The sequence below is a fragment of the Arenibacter certesii DSM 19833 genome (assembly GCF_000429545.1).
Taxonomy (GTDB): Bacteria; Bacteroidota; Bacteroidia; order Flavobacteriales; family Flavobacteriaceae; genus Arenibacter; species Arenibacter certesii.
The window spans coordinates 1-19,249 of sequence record NZ_AUCB01000055.1 but is presented as its reverse complement, the minus strand read 5'-3'; the positions used below and the strand labels follow the sequence as shown (position 1 = coordinate 19,249).

The 19,249-nt window shown below is 37.6% G+C and carries 19 protein-coding genes; 11 read left to right on the top strand and 8 right to left on the bottom strand.

What is annotated here, in order from left to right; genetic code table 11:
* The 3 genes from G466_RS24150 to G466_RS0118230 all read left to right on the top strand — a co-directional run.
* Positions 1-248 (top strand): hypothetical protein (locus G466_RS24150; protein ID WP_026814918.1); only part of this gene is annotated, 248 nt, incomplete at its 5' end.
* Positions 249-311: 63 nt separating this feature from the next.
* Positions 312-617, top strand: a complete 306-nt coding sequence (locus G466_RS0118235) for a hypothetical protein (RefSeq protein WP_026814917.1) — start codon at positions 312-314, stop codon at positions 615-617.
* Between the two features lie 153 nt (positions 618-770).
* A complete protein-coding gene (locus G466_RS0118230; RefSeq protein ID WP_026814916.1) occupies positions 771-2,129 on the top strand; it encodes a sigma-54-dependent transcriptional regulator in 1,359 nt (452 codons plus the stop codon).
* Here the strand turns inward: G466_RS0118230 and G466_RS0118225 are convergent.
* Complete coding sequence (locus G466_RS0118225) at positions 2,104-4,575, bottom strand: hybrid sensor histidine kinase/response regulator (protein WP_026814915.1); 2,472 nt, start codon at positions 4,573-4,575, stop codon at positions 2,104-2,106. The genes G466_RS0118230 and G466_RS0118225 overlap by 26 nt on opposite strands.
* A gap of 329 nt (positions 4,576-4,904) precedes the next feature.
* On the opposite strand from G466_RS0118225, the gene G466_RS0118220 reads away from it, so the two are divergent.
* A complete protein-coding gene (locus tag G466_RS0118220) occupies positions 4,905-7,076 on the top strand; it encodes a TonB-dependent receptor (RefSeq protein ID WP_026814914.1) in 2,172 nt (723 codons plus the stop codon).
* A gap of 208 nt (positions 7,077-7,284) precedes the next feature.
* Here the strand turns inward: G466_RS0118220 and G466_RS0118215 are convergent, their stop codons facing one another.
* From G466_RS0118215 to G466_RS0118200, 4 genes are all read right to left on the bottom strand, one after another.
* Entirely contained in the window at positions 7,285-8,661 is a 1,377-nt protein-coding gene (locus G466_RS0118215; protein ID WP_026814913.1) for a Gfo/Idh/MocA family protein, read from the bottom strand.
* Positions 8,662-8,719: 58 nt separating this feature from the next.
* Positions 8,720-9,823, bottom strand: a complete 1,104-nt coding sequence (locus G466_RS22620; protein ID WP_205622058.1) for a DUF6807 domain-containing protein — start codon at positions 9,821-9,823, stop codon at positions 8,720-8,722.
* A 21-nt stretch (positions 9,824-9,844) separates the two neighbouring features.
* A complete protein-coding gene (locus G466_RS0118205; protein WP_026814912.1) occupies positions 9,845-10,438 on the bottom strand; it encodes a 3-keto-disaccharide hydrolase in 594 nt (197 codons plus the stop codon).
* Between the two features lie 922 nt (positions 10,439-11,360).
* Positions 11,361-12,176 (bottom strand): 3-keto-disaccharide hydrolase, encoded by an 816-nt coding sequence (locus tag G466_RS0118200; RefSeq protein WP_051315760.1) that lies wholly within the window; start codon positions 12,174-12,176, stop codon positions 11,361-11,363.
* Positions 12,177-12,385: 209 nt separating this feature from the next.
* Between G466_RS0118200 and G466_RS0118195 the strand changes: the two genes are divergently transcribed.
* On the top strand, positions 12,386-13,375 hold the full coding sequence (locus tag G466_RS0118195; RefSeq protein ID WP_026814910.1) for a Gfo/Idh/MocA family protein: 990 nt from the start codon (positions 12,386-12,388) through the stop codon (positions 13,373-13,375).
* Between the two features lie 3 nt (positions 13,376-13,378).
* On the opposite strand, the gene G466_RS0118190 is transcribed toward G466_RS0118195, so the two are convergent.
* The gene (locus G466_RS0118190) at positions 13,379-13,816 is read right to left on the bottom strand and encodes a Rieske (2Fe-2S) protein (RefSeq protein ID WP_026814909.1); all 438 of its coding nucleotides are present in this window, start codon (positions 13,814-13,816) and stop codon (positions 13,379-13,381) included.
* Between the two features lie 112 nt (positions 13,817-13,928).
* Between G466_RS0118190 and greA the strand changes: the two genes are divergently transcribed.
* Both greA and G466_RS0118180 read left to right on the top strand, forming a co-directional pair.
* Positions 13,929-14,402, top strand: a complete 474-nt coding sequence (gene greA / locus G466_RS0118185) for a transcription elongation factor GreA (RefSeq protein WP_026814908.1) — start codon at positions 13,929-13,931, stop codon at positions 14,400-14,402.
* 194 nt (positions 14,403-14,596) lie between these two features.
* Complete coding sequence (locus tag G466_RS0118180; RefSeq protein ID WP_026814907.1) at positions 14,597-14,989, top strand: HIT family protein; 393 nt, start codon at positions 14,597-14,599, stop codon at positions 14,987-14,989.
* Here G466_RS0118180 and G466_RS0118175 read toward each other — a convergent pair.
* Together G466_RS0118175 and G466_RS0118170 are read right to left on the bottom strand one after the other, a co-directional pair.
* Entirely contained in the window at positions 14,982-15,332 is a 351-nt protein-coding gene (locus G466_RS0118175) for a hypothetical protein (protein ID WP_026814906.1), read from the bottom strand. The two genes, G466_RS0118180 and G466_RS0118175, sit on opposite strands and share 8 nt — an antisense overlap.
* Positions 15,333-15,336: 4 nt before the next feature.
* Positions 15,337-16,485, bottom strand: coding sequence for a sensor histidine kinase (locus G466_RS0118170; protein ID WP_026814905.1), 1,149 nt, complete (start codon positions 16,483-16,485; stop codon positions 15,337-15,339).
* Positions 16,486-16,601: 116 nt separating this feature from the next.
* Here G466_RS0118170 and G466_RS0118165 point away from each other — a divergent pair, with 116 nt between their 5' ends.
* From G466_RS0118165 to G466_RS24005, 4 genes are all read left to right on the top strand, one after another.
* The gene (locus G466_RS0118165; protein WP_026814904.1) at positions 16,602-17,492 is read left to right on the top strand and encodes a flavin reductase family protein; all 891 of its coding nucleotides are present in this window, start codon (positions 16,602-16,604) and stop codon (positions 17,490-17,492) included.
* A gap of 215 nt (positions 17,493-17,707) precedes the next feature.
* Entirely contained in the window at positions 17,708-18,085 is a 378-nt protein-coding gene (locus G466_RS0118160; protein WP_026814903.1) for a DUF3127 domain-containing protein, read from the top strand.
* Positions 18,086-18,213: 128 nt separating this feature from the next.
* Positions 18,214-18,885 carry a leucyl/phenylalanyl-tRNA--protein transferase gene (gene aat / locus G466_RS0118155; RefSeq protein ID WP_026814902.1) on the top strand — a complete coding sequence of 224 codons (672 nt, stop codon included), beginning with the start codon at positions 18,214-18,216 and terminating at the stop codon, positions 18,883-18,885.
* 144 nt (positions 18,886-19,029) lie between these two features.
* On the top strand, positions 19,030-19,249 hold a 220-nt coding region (locus G466_RS24005), incomplete at its 3' end, for a hypothetical protein (protein ID WP_157373859.1).

The window sequence follows — 19,249 nt, the reverse complement described above, 5'->3', positions numbered from 1 at the left end:
AGGGAGAAGAAGTAACCCAAGAGGTTGCCACTGAAGTAGCAGTTGCCCAGGACGATTTTACCGCTATTGAAATAAATGATTTACCTGAAGCGGTAAGTACAGCTGTAGCTACAGATCATGCATCGGCTAGTATTAAAACGGCTTCCGTGAACAAGGAGGAGCAGTATAAGTTAGAAGTTACTTTAGAGGATGGTACAGAGGCTACTTTGTATGCCGATAAAGAAGGTAACTGGATAGAATTGGAATAATAACTTCGGTTATTGGATCATATAAAGTGAAGATTAAATACGAATAAAATAAAAACACACATTATGAAAAAGATATTATTTGTTGCCGCATTATCATTAGGAAGTTTGACTGCATTTGCCCAAGAGGGAGAAGAAGTAACCCAAGAGGTTACGACTGAAGTAGCAGTTGCCCAGGACGATTTTACCGCTATTGAAACTAAAGATGTACCGGAAGCGGTAAGCACTGCAGTAGCTACTAATTATCCAACAGCTACTATTAATAAGGCTTCTGTGAATAAAGAAGAGCAGTACAAATTGGAAATTGCTTTAGAAGATGGTACAGCTGCAACTTTTTATGCCGATAAAGATGGCAATTGGATAGAATTGTAAAATAACTTGAGTTATTTGGTTTGTATCAAGTTTGGTTTGGTAAGAGAGGGGTCGCTAAAAGCGGCCCCTCTTTATTTTTATGATAATTTTAATTAACAACTCGCTTACTTATGGTATTTTTACTAATTCTAGCAAAAACGGAATAAAATCAATATGTCCAAGATACTTATCATTGAAGATGATGCTGCCTTTTGCCAGATGTTGCAAAAGTTTTTAATCCGCAATGGATATAATGTTGAAGTTAGTTTTACCGGGGAGGATGCCAAATCGAAATTTAAGGAGTCTTCTTTTGACTTGGTGCTGACAGATCTGCGACTTCCCAATTATGATGGAATGCAACTGTTGACCGATTTTAAGGAAATAAATCCAACAATTCAGGTGATTGTTATGACGGGTTATGCAGAGGTAGGCTCTGCTGTAGAGGCCATGAAAAAGGGAGCTTACGATTATATCTCCAAACCTTTTACTCCAGAGGATATTTTAATGCAGATTAAAAGTGCCCTTAATGAGGAAATAGCTCCCAAACCCACTAAAAAGTCGGATAATACCAAGAACTCCCAATCCATGGAAAATGTAGATCATGAAGGGGAGGTAATCACTGGGTTAAGTGAGGCATCGCTAAAACTCAGCGAGTATATAAAATTAGTCGCCCCAACGGATATGTCTGTTTTAATTACTGGAGAAAGTGGCACCGGGAAGGAAGTTACTGCTAAGGCCATACACGATCAAAGCAAGCGTAAGGAGTTTAATTTTGTGGCAGTAGATTGTGGGGCTATCCCCAAAGAAATTGCCACTAGTGAATTCTTTGGCCATATTAAAGGTAGTTTTACGGGAGCTGTAGAAGATAAGATTGGTCATTTTGAAGCAGCTCATAAAGGCACCTTGTTTTTAGACGAAATAGGAAACCTTTCCTATGGCAACCAGATTCAACTTCTTAGGGCATTACAAGAACGAAAAATTAAAAGAGTTGGGAGTACCAAAGAGATTAAGGTAGATGTAAGGATAGTAACAGCTACCAACGAAGATCTTGCGGAGGCAGTGGAGCAGGGGAGTTTTAGAGAGGATCTTTTTCATAGAATAAATGAATTTTCTATAGAGACACCTTCTTTGGAAGATAGATATGAAGATTTAATGTTATTTGCTAATTATTTTTTAAAGAAGGCAAATACATCTTTGGATAAACAAGTCCAAGGATTTTCCCAAGATGTAGTTGCAATTTTTGGAAAGTATCATTGGCCTGGAAATCTACGTGAGCTACAGAACGTAATTAAAAGAGCTGTGCTGTTGACCACAGGAGATGTTGTAGAAAAGGAAGCTTTGCCCAAAGAGGTATACAAAACCAAGGAAGCAGATTCGTCTGAAGAAAATTTCTCCAAGGCAGACTATGAAAAGGAGCAGATTATTAAAGCCCTAAAACAAACCAATTTTAATAAATCAAAGGCGGCAAAATTACTCCAGATTACGAGGAAAACATTATACAACAAGATTAACCACTATAAGTTGGATCTCTAGTTAAATAGGCATTTATCGCCAAAATTAGTGCCCTTACTTTGTTAGTAAGACTGCTATAGGTCTGCTGTAATTCTTTTATAGTTAGCTCGTGTGGTTTTAAAGTCTCCAATTGTTCAAGAATGGGGATTATTTCCTTAGCTTTTAACTGTCTGAACATGGGAAGCATTTTGTGCGAAATAGCATTTATCTCAGTACTTTCTGCAGTTGCCATTACTTCTTTTAATTTTTCCAAACTCTTAGCAGTGTCTGTTATAAAAGTGTTAAGGACTTCGGCAACCGCTTCTTTATCGTCTCCTAAGAAGGAGGTGATTACTTCTAAACTAAATAAGTTAGAATCGGAACTGATTTTTTCTTCTTCGGCCATTTCTTGGTTTTTGGTGATTATGCTAGGGAAAAGTGCGCCTAGCATTCCTATAAATCTATCCTTTGCGAATGGTTTCTGCATAATATCCGCAAATCCGTATTGAAGGTAGTCTTGTCTTTTTAAATCTTTTCTTCCCGTCATCGCTACTATAGGTTGTCCCTTATAATGTTTGTAATCTCCTTTTTGGAGCTTTTCTAACACTTCAAATCCACTGATATTGGGCATTTGAATATCGGTCAATATGACATCATATTCTAAGGGGATATTTTTCTCAATATCATAGAAGTTGTTATAGGTTTTAACTGTAAAACTAAGGTGAAGGCAGACCTCTTTTAGCAGTTTCAACATGGCAGGATCATCGTCTAAAATTAGTAATGACAGCTTAGCTTGTGGGTGTATTTTTATTTTTTCGTCGGGCTGTACTGGAATTGTAGAGATGATAAAAGGAATCTCTAAAGTAAATGTACTTCCTTTTCCTTCTTCACTTTTTAAATTGATCTTACCGTCTAGTAATTCCGTTATTTTTTTGGAAATGGTGAGTCCAAGGCCATAACCGCCATATTTTTTATCGGTATGATCATCTGCTTGGGTAAATTCCTTGAAAATTTGTTCCTGTTTCTCTTTTTTTATCCCAATTCCCGAATCTATTATCTGAATTTGCGTGCTATAGCTATCGCCAGTTTGATGAAGAATCTTTGCCGTAATTTTAATATATCCTTTCGCAGTAAATTTGTATGCGTTCCCAATTAGGTTGGTCAATATTTGTCTAATCCTAAAAGCATCACCTAGCACCGGATTTTTTAAACGCTCATCCAGATCCAGTTGCAGGGCTATCTTCTTCCCAGAGTTTAGTTCCCTTAAATTTTCAGCGGTTTCGGTTATAAGGTCGGCCAAGATAAAAGGGGACTTTTCAATTTTTATTTTCCCTGCTTCCAGTTTTGAAAAATCCAATAAATCGTTTACTAAACTATCTACATAATTGGATGCCGATTTTACATTCCTAAGATAGGAAACCTGCAAACCTGTAAGCCCTGTAGTTTCCATTAGTTCAGAATAACCGGTTATAGTATTAAGTGGGGTTCGCAGATCGTGACTTACTGTAGCTATTAATTGTTCCCGACTTTTTAAAAGAGATTCTGAATATTTCTTTTCCTTTTCCAGCTGTTGTCTGAACAATTGCACTTTCCAATAATCCTTTGTAATAAAAAAGGTAAATAACGCTACAATTGCAAAACCTAACAAGGCTGCAAAACCCGCAAGACGGATACTTCGATTTAGCGCTTCCTGTTTTTTTAAATTATCTATGTACGACCGTGCTAAAACCTCTTGTTCAAAAGCGGAAATAATACTTCTTAACTGCTGGGATATTTCTAGGTCGGCCCTGTTGAGTTCCATCTCCTTTTGTGCCAAGTTGCGAATGGTTTTGATGCTCTGCTGCTTGGCCTCTTCCAATTGCAATTTAGAAGCGGTAATAATGGAGTCCATCTCTTTAGCTGTAGCTCGGTTTCCTTCATCCTTAGGGACATTTTCACTGAGGTATTCCGCAAAAGTTTTTAAAATTTCGCGAGATTTTTCTGGCAAGTCCGCGTAGTTTGGGTTAAAACTCTCTGGAGGAAGTTTTCCCATAGACTGTTCTATTTTGGTAAGTTCCAATAAAGCGTTGTCTATAGAGTTGTTGTTTTCGCTATTTCTTTTTAATCGTAACAGTTCATTGCTGTTGAATACTTTCTTTTGGAGCAGGCCCTGTACACTGTCCAGCATTTTTTTTTGGTGGTTATTATCTGTAAGTAGCTTTAATGAATCTATAGAAATAAAAATAGAGTCTATTCTCTGGGTGTAAGCAGTAAAACTTTTTTGCGATTTTTTTTGAAGTGCTAATTTAGAGAGACTCTCCGCTTGGTACAATTCGGTAAGTAATGACCCTGTTTTTAATAATTTGGAGTCGTTTTCCGCCTCAATTTCTGTGGAAACATAGACCTTAATTTCAGAAGTAATAAAATAACCTACTACTAAAGCTAATATTCCCAGTGTTAAATAACTGAATATTATTTTGAAGGTAAACTTATTTTTGGTTTTATTCATATTCGTCCCTAATTGTAAATGACACATCTAAATTACGGTTTTGAGGTTCGATAAGTCTATAAAAAATGGTTAATTATTAATTGTGAATTATAATTTTGAAATTGAATTCTATGGATGTAAATTTGCGCCCATCTCAAAGGGGTGCTTGCTATTGTAGGCTGAGATTATACCCAAGGAACCTGGGCAGGTAATGCTGCCAAGGGATGCGAAAGTCGCATTCGGGAATTTCAAACGTTTTATTGCTGACACCATTTTGTTGTCGGGAAAAAACAAAAATCAAATTTTAACAAGAATAATAGCCCCTTTTATTCGTAACAAATGTATTACGAATGAAAACTATGTTCACAACGGCTGCCATTGTTGGTGCCGTATTATCGGCCTTCGGCCAAGAAACGCCTAAAGATTCTCTGGAAGGCAGTCAGATTACACTGGATGAGGTGCTAGTCTCCGCGGTTCGGGTTACTCAAGAGTCGCCAGTGACCTTCACCAACCTTACCAAAAAACAGATGAAATCTAGAAATTTAGGTCAGGATATCCCGATTCTAATGAATTTTCTACCCGCCGTGGTAACTACTACCGATGCCGGTGCAGGAGTTGGTTATACTGGAATTAGGGTAAGAGGTAGTGATGGAACGAGGGTAAACGTTACTATTAACGGTATACCATATAATGATTCCGAATCTCATGGTACTTTTTGGGTAAATATGCCCGATTTTGCTTCTTCTACTCAAAGTTTACAGTTGCAAAGAGGAGTAGGGACTTCAACAAACGGATCTGGGGCCTTTGGAGCTAGTTTAAATATTCTTACCGATGCCGTTTCCAAAGAAGCTTATGGTGAGATCAATTCGTCTTTTGGAAGCTTTAATACCCTAAAGAACAACCTAAAGTTTAGTACTGGACTACTTAATGACCATGTGGAAATCTCTGGTCGCTTTTCTAAAATCACTTCCGATGGGTATGTCGATAGGGCTTCTTCTGATCTAGATTCCTATTTTTTACAGGCGTCTTATTTGGATGACAAAACCCTAATTAAGGCATTAATGTTCGGGGGGCATCAAACAACCTACCAAGCATGGAACGGGATAGATAAGGACCAGCTCGAAAATAATAGGACCTATAATACCGCAGGGGAATATACCGATGAAAATGGGGTTACTCAATTTTATGACAATGAAGTGGACGACTATAAGCAGAATCATTTTCAATTACACTGGAACCAGAAACTATCGGATAGCTGGAGTTCTAATTTAGCCTTACACTATACCCGTGGAGAAGGATATTTTGAGCAGTATAGAGAAGACGATAAGTTTGATACCTATGGGATTGCACCTTTTTTGAAAGATGGTGAAATGGTAAATAGAACGGATCTAATCCGTAGAAGGTGGTTAGATAACGACTTTTATGGGGCTACATTTTCTGCTAACTACCAAGATGAAAATTTGAATGTGATTTTAGGTGGAGGATGGAACAATTATACCGGAGACCATTTTGGTGAAATTATATGGGCCCGTTTTTCCAATAATAGAGATTATAAAGATAGGTACTACGACGATACTTCCACAAAAGAGGATATGAATGTTTACGCCAAGGCTAACTATAAGATAGATAGCAACTGGAGCGTTTATGGAGATTTGCAACTAAGGGATATTGTTTATACCGCTAATGGTGCAGAGACAGGAATAGTCGATGATACTTTTACCTTTTTTAATCCAAAGGCAGGGATTACGTATGATTTGAATACCAATAATAATTTTTACCTCTCTTATGCGAGGGCAAATAGAGAACCAAACAGAAATGATTATAAGAGTGGAAGTCCTAAACCAGAAAAACTGGATGACTTTGAATTAGGATGGCGCCATACTTCAACTGGAGTTAGTTTAAATACTAATTTGTACTATATGAAGTACAAAGATCAATTGGTTCTTACCGGGGAGTTAAATGATGTTGGAGGTCCTTTGCGTGCAAATGTTGGTGATAGTTATAGAATGGGATTGGAAATAGATGCTATACTTACCTTGGGCGATAAATTTATCCTACGTCCTAATGTGGCACTTAGCGATAACAGAAATAAAAATTTTGTATTCCAACGCGATGGTAATCTAGAAAATTTAGGAAACACCCATATTTCATTTTCCCCAAGTGTGATAGCAGGGAATATTTTCACCTATCTGCCCACTCCCGATTTGCAACTTAGTTTGTTAACAAAATATGTAGGCAAGCAGTATATGGGTAACATTGATGCAAAGAGTTCAGTATTGGATCCCTATTCCCAAACCGATATAAATGTCCAATATATAATTCAGACCAATAGTTTTATTAAAAACATTGTGCTTTCTGGCTTGGTGAACAATATTTTCGATACTCTTTATGAATCTAATGGTTATTTCTTTACTTATGATGATGATTATTCCGTTCCAGGAACCATTACTACTGTGGAGGGAGCTGGTTATTATCCCCAGGCAGGAATAAATTTCTTGTTAGGAGCAACTATTACTTTTTAAGTTAAGATAAATACCCGTATTATTTATTAATTAATTTTATGGTTAGAAGGCTATAAGGTAAAGAAGATGGAAACATATCTTGTTAACTTTATAGCCTTTAATTTTACAGTTGAGAAGGGTTTCCTAAAGAGGAAATTTAGTTACAATGGTTAAGGTGTTGAATAACCCTTTTTAACCGTATTGCAGGCTATCTTCATAGTAAGGGTCTTTAAACTTTATTAGGAACCACGTACGGTGCCCTATACTCTCTAGTCAATAAAGCATCTGCTTCTTTATTGTTTATAAACGTTTCTGTTTTTCCATCAAATTTCAAGGTTTCACCTACGCGGTAGGCAATATTCGCAATTAATGGCAATACCGTAGAGGTGTGTCCAACTTCAATATCACAATTCAAATCGCTGTGATTACCCGATCGAAGTCCGTCTATAAAATTCCCAAAATGTCCTTTGCTGTCCGGAGCGGTTAAAAAGGTATTGTCTCCGCCAACCGCAGCCCCTATGCCCATTCCTGAACCTGCAAAAGGTGCAGTTTCGGAACCTTTAAAGGCGTTCCAAGTATCGCCATTGACTTCTAGCCATCCTTCGCTACCGTAAAACATATTACCTATTTTAATGCCTAAATTGGCTTCGTGGTTGGTGTACCTTCCTCGGGTTTCAAATTCTAATATTTTGCCATCTGCATATTCAAATACTGAAGTTTGGGTATTGGGTGTTTCTTGAGAACATTCTTCTGGCGATATCCCAAATATGCCACCCATAGATTGTACTTTTATTGGATGTTCGTTTTTGTTAAGACCCCATCGAGCTACATCAAATTGATGCGGTCCTTGATTGCCAGTATCTCCATTTCCAGTATTCCAGTGCCAATGCCAATTGTAATGGCCCCTTTTTTCATTGTACGGTCTATAGGTAGCTGGACCAAGCCAAAGATCGTAGTTTAAGGTTGCTGGTGGTGCGCTATCTGGAGAGATGCCAAAGGAATCCCGTGGTTTAAAGCAAGTGCCCCGTGCCATGAATACTTCGCCTATTCCTCTGTTATGAAGGAATTCCATAGCTTGCATCACATTGCTTATAGATCGGTTTTGAAATCCTACTTGCACTACTCGGTTATATTTTCTGGCAGCTTCCACCATTTTTCTCCCTTCCCATACATTGTGGGAGCTGGGCTTTTCTATATATACGTGTTTCCCAGCCTGGCAGGCCCAAATGGTAGATAGGGCATGCCAATGGTTGGGGGTTGCTATAACGACCGCATCAATTTCTTTATCATCATATACTTTACGTAAATCTTCTTCCGTTCCTGGCTTATTGCCATTTTGATGTGTTGCTGCCAAGGCTACCCGCTCCCCTAAAAAAGCAGAATCCACATCGCAAATAGTCTTTATCCTTACTCCATCACCATACATTTTGGCAAAGTTCTCCAATAAACCTTCTCCTCTTCCTCTAACACCAATAGAAGCGAGTATAATCCGGTCATTTGCACCTAAGATATTCCCGTAGGATTTGGCAGAAAATGCTGATGCCCCCACGACAATTCCAGTACTGGCTAAAGTGGTCTTTTTAATAAAATTTCTTCTGTTGTCCATGTTTATATTTTATAGGTTGATTATATGGTTTTGTGCCTTGTAAGACGATTAAAGTTGGTTACTCTTGTAAAAATTTGGAGAACTGCGCATCCAATTCAGATTTCCCTAAATTCTTGCTTGCCACGATTATCCGATGTTTAAAAGTGACATCTTCTCCTTGCTGTAAGCTTAGGTTTAAGCTTTCCTTGCCATCACTGAATACTTCCTGTCCCAAAGGGTTAGCCGCGAATAATCCATAGCCCCTAGCATGCCAATAAGTAGGGTATCCTGGGTTGTTCTTATGGTCCATTATTACAAGAGAGATTTTCTCATCACCAATTGTAGAAGTTAAATTAACCCAATTAGATCTTTTACCCCAACAGTCGTTCCCCTCAATACCTTCACTGTTAAAATATTTTCCATTTACTCCGTCGTTGTTAAGAACTGGTACCGCTGTGGGGAGTCCGTTAGTATCGGTAAAAATATCTGGCTTGTCAGAAGGATGTTCTAACTCCCTAGCTACCCGGATCCCTAAAACCCCTTCTTTATTATCTTTAAACAGAACCTCTCCATTGGGAGCTCCAAGATTGGTAATGCGATCTATGGAATATTCAGCTTCCGTTCTCCTAAAAATGAAAGTGGTGTTTTCCGTTAGCAAAACTTCTCCCTTGGGAGAGATCCAATCCATGGCTACCTTAAGTAGGCCCTGATCATCACCATCCTCCATTTCTAAGATGTTTTTGTGTATTATGGTACCGTATAGGTTCCTCTTCTCTACTTTAATGGAGTCAGAATTGTTCCAGAAATCTAGCCCGTTTACATTTCCGTAATTAAACCACACCCCTACTTGGTGTGGATGGTCTACACGTTCCCCAACGGATGGTTCCAAGGGATATTTTCGTGTAACTTTGCTTCCGGCTGGAGTTATAAGTGGGTAGAGGATTGGTTTTTTAATATTTTTCGGATAACGGTAAGCGGTAAATAGTTTACCGTCAATCATTACCGATACTTTTTTCTCGGCATCGTCCCTAATCAATTGAATTCTTTTTTCTTTGGTTGTTTTTAGATCCAACTGATCCGCTGTTTCCGGTTTCTTCTGCTTGCAGGAGATGGGCCCAAAAAATAGGATGGGTACAATAAGGAGAAATGGCCAGGCCATTATTTTTTGTATTGTCTTTTTCATAATATCTCTGTTTACCCAATCTTATTTTAGGTTGGCAACCTTTGTATTTCTAAAACTTATAGTCATTTCATTATTTGGATGTACTTGAAGACCAATCGGCCCCTGTTCTATGAAGCTCTCTGAAGTGTAGCTCATAACATGGATATGGTTTAGCCAAACCTCATAATACCCTGCAATGGCGATAACCTTAATAGTATTCCAATCTTTTGGTTTTAAAATTCGGTTAATGTTGTGCGCTTCTACGGGGTATCCCAAGCCAGCAATATAAGGAGATGCAGTCATGTCTCGTTTTAAAGCGCCAGAGATTCCTAGTTGGATCTGTTGCTTATCATTTCTGATAAAGATTCCAGAATCTACCGTTCCTTCCCCAAAACGGAATTCCGTTTCAAATTCGAAATCCTTAAATTCGTTTTTGGTCCACAGAATGGAACCTTTTTTTTCAGGATCACTTTTCCCGATCAACATTCCGTTTTCTGCCGACCACCAAATATTATTAGTGGGAACGATCCAACCGTTGAGATTCCTTCCATTGAAAATGTCTTTTAATTTTGGTTGTTGGGAAAATACGGTTAGCGAGAATATAAGTACTAATGCTAAAACAAATTTATCTTTCATATTAAATGTGAATTAGAGTTGGGTAGCATTTTTTTTATGAACACTGATGTTATTATATGCAGTTAATTTCCAGATTGATTTAATCAATAGTTATTTTTGAAATTAAATTCCCATCGGCACGGTTAAAAGCAATTTACAAGATACCTGAAGGGGTTAGAATCCTCATTAATGTCTATAAATTAATGCCTTTTTCTATAAATCTATCTAAAAATATTGTCATTTTGTAATTTTAACCCTTATAATCCAAAGGTAAAATGATGGATGGGCAAAATTCTATTATATAGAGGTAAGAAATATGAAGTGATGGGCGGTAGATCACTTAGATTTAAACTCTTTCTTCCTTTTTGTTCCAACTATGATTTATGGAGGGTAACTTTCTCCTTTTAGGACTATTTTGGAAACTAAGCCAATTTCCTAAGCCGTTAAGGGGACGGATCGGAAAATGCAGCGTATAAATTGACGCATTCCTGAATGCAATGGGCACATAAGCGTTGGAGCATTTAAGCTTGGTTAGTAATCAGACCTTTATACTGCAATCGTCTTAGGATTATGTCTTATTTTAAAATTGTAAGTATTAGCTATAAAACACATTTTATTGGCATCAATATGTAATTCATTCGCTTTTAGTACCATGTCCACACTGGTGTCCGTGTAATCGTTAACTACAGTATTAGGTATGGAGCATAGATACAGGTAGCAAAGCATATGGCATGCAGAAATGGATGAAAGAAATAAATCTTCAGGGTAGTATTTTGAAATATCCTCTGAAAATGATGGATCTGACGAACCGCTTATATCACTATATTTTCCTACACAAAATATGGTGTGATTCCGATTAAAACCCTTAGGATCACGAGTGCCTTTGCCTTCATTGCCGGTCCAATTAACTTGTAGAATTGTAACGGTATTTTTACAGGTGTCCTTATAAATTTTTAAGTCGAATATTTCTATATTCTACTTTCATTGGGGGGCCTACATGTATTTGTAATCCCAGATGCCCCGATAATTTACGATTTAAAGAATCCTTATCAATCACTTCACTCATTAAAACGCCATTTACATAATGTTGTAAGGTATTCCCGTTCACAATTAATTTACATGAGTTCCACCCTTGTTTATTGATTTTATCCTTTAATATATCGGGATTGCCTAAATTTTCTAGTATTTCCCTGCTTTGCCATGCATTATTTCTAATGTTTTCGCGTAGAGAATTAGGTTGATCTGGATTGGGTTGCGATGCAATTACTGCCTTCTCGCCACGGTATGCTAAGGTAGTGCGTTTTCTTTCCTCGTAGTTTTGTCCCGTATAATTGTTTTTTCCATCAATATCTGCTTGATAGCCTCTTAGCGCAAAAGGAATACTGTCCAAAATATCACTTCTATAATTAATGCCGCTATTCCCTGATTCAGAAATTCGGAAATCCAGTTGTAATTCAAAATCTTGTGGCTCACCGTCTTTCCAAATTAGGAATGTATTGTTTTTAAGGTTGGTGATGGGGTCTAGTTCTCCAATCAAAATTCCGTTTTCCGCACGCCATATTGTGCGATCTCCTTCCCATCCTTTTAAATCTTTCCCATTGAAAAGGGAGATGAAACCTGCTTCTATAGGGATTGAATTTTCGGCTTTTTGAATTTCAACTCCCGTCTTTTTTTCTTTACAGGAAAATACCGTCATAAGGGATAGTAGGAAGATGAGTTTATAAAAATTGAATAGAGAAATAAATTCTGTGGCTTTCATATGTGAGGTTACAAGTGGCTGGTAGTTTATTTTAGTTTAAAATGGACTAATCAGTATTAGGCTCACTAAATTACGTTTTTTATTTATCTCTTTGGTTAGAACTTTATTGTTTTGGTTTTCATCGCCTTCCTGCAATATTGAAAAGGTATTGTAACTACAAATTTCTATTTTTGTTAATAGACATAATAAGCAAATATTGAATCATTGATATGGGTGACTATAAATATTCCCTGCCTCTAAAATGGGGGATTATTGGGTGTGGAGCAGTAACGGAGGTAAAGAGTGGACCACCCTACCAAGAAACATCTAACTTTCAGTTATACGGGGTTATGAGACGGAATATTGAAAAGGCGAAGGATTATGCTAAGAGACATGCTATTGCCAAAGTGTATTCCAAAGCAGAGGATCTAATTTTTGATTCAGAAATAGATGCGGTATATATTGCCACTCCACCAAATTCCCATAAATACTATGCCTTAAGTGTGGCGGAAGCCGGAAAGCCTTGCTGTATAGAGAAGCCAATGGCTCCCAATTACTCCGATAGCTTAGAGATTTATAACTGCTTTTTAGATAAAGGACTGCCTCTTTTTATTGCCTATTACCGTCGGTCATTGCCTAGATTCTTAAAAATTAAAGAATGGCTAGATCAGGGAAAGATTGGTGGCATTAGGCAAATACAATGGCAGTTTTGTAGGCCTCCAAATAAGATTGATCTTAAGCAGTCTTATAATTGGCGTACCGATGAGGTAGTTGCTCCAGGAGGGTATTTTGACGATTTGGCTAGTCATGGATTGGACCTGTTTACTTACCTATTGGGGGAGATGGAGGAGGTGCACGGTACAAGTATAAATCAACAGAGACTTTACTCTGCAAAGGATGCAATTACGGCTTGTTGGAAGCATAAAAGTGGGGTGTTGGGCACGGCAAGTTGGAATTTTGGCACCTTTAATAGAGAAGATAAGGTTGCTATATTGGGGAATAGCGGTAAAATTGAATTTTCAGTATTTAATGAGGAGGATATTGTTCTGGAAACAAGTGAGGGTATTACCCGTATTTTTATTGAGCATCCGCACCATGTACAGCATTATCATGTAGATAATATTAGAGCTCATTTATTAGAAAATAAAGCGCATCCTTCCCAGGGCAGCACTGGCTTGCATACTAGTTGGATTATGGACCGAATTTTAGGAAATATATAAGTTTTAATTTGAAATAATAACCGTATTCCCACTGTAAGTAGCTTGATAAAAAAGCAGGTCATGATATCGCTTCCCATCATCTGGTCGGTTCATTAATTGTCCAGTAAAGAGATTGTATTCATAGCCTTCACAAGAGCAGGTTACAGTTTGCCCCTTAAGGTTCATGGTGGAACAGTTATTGGGAGCATGATTGGGACAACTGGCCTCCCAAGCTAAAAAACTATTGAATCCGGTATTGATCACAAATACACCACGGGTGCCTACTGCGGTATTGCCTATATAGACAGCGTTTCCGGTATTCGTAAGCGGACTGTACAATGGGAGGTTTAGGTTTAAAGGAAATCTGAAACTAATCTCTTGTAAATAGGGATTTCTATCAGAGTTGTTTTTGTCACAGGATAAAAAAACACCTAATATTAGCAGCGCGAGAATAGGTTTCATATGTCTTATGTCTATTTAAGATAACTTAAACAAAATTGAACAAAAATTATGTATATTTGTCTAAATCCTCTTTAAAAAAAGAGGATTTTCCTATTTATAAAACGCAGAAAGAATGAGCAAAGTATCTTATTATACAGCAGAAGGGCTGAAGAAATTGAGGGAAGAGCTAAGTTATCTTAAGGATGTAGAGCGTCCAAAAGCCTCAAAGGCCATTGGTGAGGCGAGGGATAAAGGAGATTTATCCGAAAATGCAGAATACGATGCTGCCAAAGAGGCACAAGGCTTGTTGGAGTTGAGAATTTCTAAAATGGAAGAAACATTATCCAATGCCCGATTAATAGATGAATCACAATTGGATACTTCCAAAGCGCTTATTTTATCCACCGTTAAACTGAAGAACTTGAATAACGGGATGGAAATGAAATATACCCTAGTTGCAGAGAGCGAAGCGAATTTAAAAGCAGCCAAGATTTCTGTAAATTCACCAATAGGCCAAGGCTTGTTGGGGAAAAAGGTAGGTGAAATTGCAGAAATTGCGGTTCCTAACGGGATCCTGAAATTTGAAATTTTGGAAATTTCCAGATAAATTGATATAATTATATATATATAATTAGTAAAGACCTTAATTGTTTCTTGCAATTAAGGTCTTTTGTATTATATAATAATCTGGGTTTATCAATGTCTTTTAGTAAATTGTAATCCAAAGAGTCAAAAGGGATGTCATCTCGTAGATTAGAAACATCCAAAATTTAATTTAACGTTAATACCTGACAAATACATATGGCTTCTATCTTCACCAAAATCATAAAAGGCGAAATTCCTTCTTATAAAATTGCAGAGGACGATAACTTCTATGCGTTTTTAGATATAAATCCCAATACACCGGGTCATACCCTCTGTATCCCTAAAAAAGAGGTAGACCGACTTTTAGACTTAGATGAGGAAACCTATATGGGCCTAATGGCTTTTTCTAGAAAAGTTGGGTTGGCCATAGAAGCAGCTATACCTTGTGATAGGGTAGGCCTAACCGTAATAGGTTTGGAAGTGCCACACGTGCACGTGCACCTAATACCGCTAAACGATATGCGCGATGCTACTTTTCAACATAAGGTACCACAGTCTAAAGATGATTTTATGGAAATTGCAGAAAAAATCAAGGCCAAGATTAAATAAAAGTCTGGATTATAAAGTAGGCCCCTATACCAATAACGGAGGTTAACAACAGCACAAGAATATAGAATAAGGTGGTAAACCTTATCGTGGCTTTCTCTGGGGTGGCCATTCTGCGGTAATAATCATATACCCTTTCTATATCCTCGGTCCAAGTAACCGGGTAAATCAAGGAATTGCATTTGGTGCACTTTATTTCATGAGTAAGATCTTTTGTAGTCCTATCAAACAACCTGCCGTAAGAATGTTTTTGATAAAATGTTAGCTTTAATTCCTGATTAAAACATTCGGGACAGTTATTGGTCAGATCTGCTTCCTTCAGAACTACCATTTTCTCCTTTGCCATCACCTTATTTTTTAGCTTTTAATGAAATTTGCATTATGGTACCTTCTTTAGAGGACGAAAGTACTTTAATTTTACCATTATGGTATTCTTCTACTATTCTTTTAACCAAAGAAAGTCCTAATCCCCACCCTCTTTTTTTTGTGGTAGCACCCGGATTGAATATGGTTTGGTAATTTTTCTTGGGTATTCCAGAACCGGTATCCGATATTAGAATTTTAACATAATTGCCACTGGGAAGGATCTCAATACTGATAGAGCCTTTCCCACGCATGGCATCGATACCATTTTTCACCAAGTTCTCTATAGTCCAATTGTAAAGGGCCTTGTTTAACAAAACCGGATACTGATCTACATGGGTATGGAAAGAAAAATTAATTAGTTTAGAGCTTCTTGCCTTTAAGTAATTATAAGCATTTTTTGTTTCTTCAACTATATCGTGTTCTACAAGTATTGGTAGCGATCCAATTTTTGAGAATCGGTCTGTTATGGTTTCTAGTCGGTTAATATCCTTTTCAATTTCCTTGGTAATTTCTGGATTGATATTTTCAGTTTTTAGTAATTCATTCCACCCTAATAGTGAAGATAAAGGAGTACCAATTTGGTGTGCTGTTTCCTTGGCCATCCCTGCCCATAGTTTATTTTGTTCCGATGTTCTATTGGTTTTAAAAAGGAAATAGATTACGGTGCCAAAAAGAAATATAATTAGTAAAAGTGCAATAGGATAAAATTTTAATTTGTTGAGGACTTCCGAGTTGCCATAATATAAGGTGGCTAGATGCTCGCCTTTGTACTCAATGAGAATAGGATGGTTCTCTGCTTTAAACCTTCTAATTTTCTTATGTATAAATGCGGTATCCAAAATAGTTGTTCCGCCCATATTATTAATTTTGATAGAGCTATCCTTGTTTACCAATATCATGGGGGTGGAGGTATTGTTTTGAAATATTTTGATATGTAGATTACCAGGATCGGCCTCTACAGGGAGGGAGAGGAATTCTGACTGGGCAGTGGCCCATATTTCCATTTTATAACGTTCCTCCTCCTTAAATTTCTTAAAGAAACTATTAGTGTTCCAAAGTATTAGGCTCACTATAGCAAAAGAAGCTATTAGTAATAGCATGTTTGGAGTTTTCTTTTTAGGACTAAAATTCATCCATCAATATAATTAATCTTGATAACTATAATATAACGTAATTTTGGCAAAGATATTCTATTTTAGGAAGGTGGGGTTTATTTCGTTTTATCCGTAATTTATTACCTTTGTCCGCTATGAAGAAAATGGTTTCCCTTCTCGTTTCAGAAGTCTCAACTGCAAAATTGCATGGGATTTTATTGGGTAGTGTGGGGCCAAGGCCTATCGCTTTTGCAAGTACCCTAGATAAACAGGGGAGACCAAACCTATCGCCTTTTAGTTTTTTTAATGTTTTTAGCGCTAATCCTCCTATTTTAATATTTTCTCCTGCTAGAAGGGTCCGCAATAATACGACCAAGCATACTTTGGAGAACATTTTAGATACTATGGAAGTTGTCATCAATGTTGTAAACTATGCTATGGTGCAACAAGTCTCTTTAGCCAGTACGGAGTACGAAGAAGGCGTAAATGAATTTATTAAAGCCGGATTTACTATGTTGGAATCCGATATGGTAAAGCCCTTTAGGGTGAAAGAAGCTCCTGTTCAATTTGAGTGTAAAGTGACCAAAGTAGAACCCTTGGGGAAAGAGGGTGGTGCCGGGAATTTAGTTTTTTGTGAAGTAATAAAAGTGCACCTAGATGAGGAAATTTTAGATGAAAATGGAAATGTGGATCAATATAAGATAGATCAAGTAGCCCGGATGGGCGGAGGGTGGTACAGCAGGGCTAATTTAGGCTTGTTTGAAGTTCCCAAGCCAATCTCCACTTTGGGGATAGGTATAGATCAGCTCCCCAGTCATATACGGTTAAGTGCTGTTCTTACCGGAAACGATTTAGGAAAGTTGGGAAATATAGAGCAACTTCCTTCTAAAGAAGAAGTGCGGAATTATATAAATAAGAATAGGGAACTTCGTACTTTAATAAGTTTAGGTGACCCAGGTCAGTTGCATAAAAAAGCACAAGATCTTCTGAGTTCTAATGATTTATTGGCCGCTTGGATAGTTTTATTGGCAGAGTCCGAAATCTGATTATAGGAAGGTGAAATAGTGAAAAACAGGGTGGCGATTTTAAAATGCCGTCACGTTCAAGGGATTTATAGAAAACAGGATAAGGTGTAGTATTAGGATGTTAAAATAAAGGGACTATTGTAAGTTGGAAGCTTTTGTTCTAGGTGTTCCTTTACAAAATCCTTAATATTGACAAAAAAAGAATATCAATCAGAATTATTTAGAAAAATAGGAAAATGGAAGTACAAGGGAAAATTAAAATGGTAGGTGAGACCCAGACTTTTGGGAGCAAAGGATTTAGAAAAAGAGAAGTTGTTGTTACTACAGAGGAGCAATATCCACAACATATTATGGTAGAATTTGTACAGGATAAATGTGACCTGTTGAATAACTTTGGAGTAGGTCAGCCTGTTAAAATCAGTATCAACCTAAGAGGTAGAGAATGGGTAAATCCACAGGGGGAGACCAAGTACTTTAACTCTATCCAAGGATGGCGTATAGAAAACTTGCAGCAAGAAACTAGTGGTGCTGGAATGCCTCCAGTTCCTCCAATGGATGCCTTTGAGCCAGCAGATAATTTAAATGAGGAGGATCATGACGATCTACCTTTCTAAGAAAATAAAGCTGTTTAATGGGCTAATGAATATGGCTCATGACTAAACAAGAATAGGCTATTAAGGACCTATCCGGTTGATAACTGGGTAGGTTTTGTTATTTTTAAGAATCATTAAAATAATTTTGAATGTTCTTTTTAGATGACCGTTTATTATTTCCTAATGTAGAAAACGCAGATAAGGAGGGGTTGTTGGCGGTAGGGGGTAATCTATCGCCCGAAAGATTGATTTTGGCATATAGAAACGGAATTTTTCCGTGGTTTAATGAAGAATCCCCCATTCTTTGGTGGAGCCCCGATCCAAGAATGGTACTATTTCCAGATGAAGTTAAGATATCTAAGAGTATGCGTCAGCTGATGAAAAATAGTCCGTTCAGAATTACTTGGAATACAAAATTTAAGCAAGTTCTCCAGGAATGTTCCTCCATAGACCGTAAAGATCAGAATGGAACCTGGATAACAGATGAAATGAAATGGGCTTATCTGCGTCTGCATAAAATGGGAATAGCAAAATCATTAGAGGTGTGGGAAAACGATCTGCTGGTAGGAGGTTTATACGGAGTGGATCTTGGGCATGTCTTCTGTGGTGAGAGTATGTTCAGTAGCGTGAGTAATGCCTCAAAATACGCATTTATCCACTTGGCCAAAGAATTGGAAAAGCAAGGTTACAAAGTTATTGATTGCCAAGTATACAATTCACATTTGGCCAGTCTCGGAGCTAGGGAAATCCCTAGGAAAAACTTTATCGCACTTTTAAATGACACAGAATTAATTACTAATAAAGAATCTGATCAAAATTAATGGGGAGTGCCTCCCTAATTTTTAGGCGCATTCAGAATTGACGCAACTGCTTGTTTATCAGGTATTTAATTCGTATATTTAGATATAATAAAACCCCGAAAACGAGTCTCTAGCTCAAAAAACGGGGTTTTTATCTTAATGTCTATGTCCAAGATACGAAGAATCCACGATTTCCAGCACAGTTTTACATTTTCCTCCCAGACCGAAGAGTTCGATGCGTTTTACGCCCGGTTTCTCGAAAGCGATCTTGGCAAGATCTATATCGCCATCCCTTGGGACGAACTGGTAGCGGCCCTTGGTCTGAAGGAAGCCAAAAAGGGCCCAAGGTGCATCTTCTGCGCCAAGGGCAAACTTGCCCTTATGT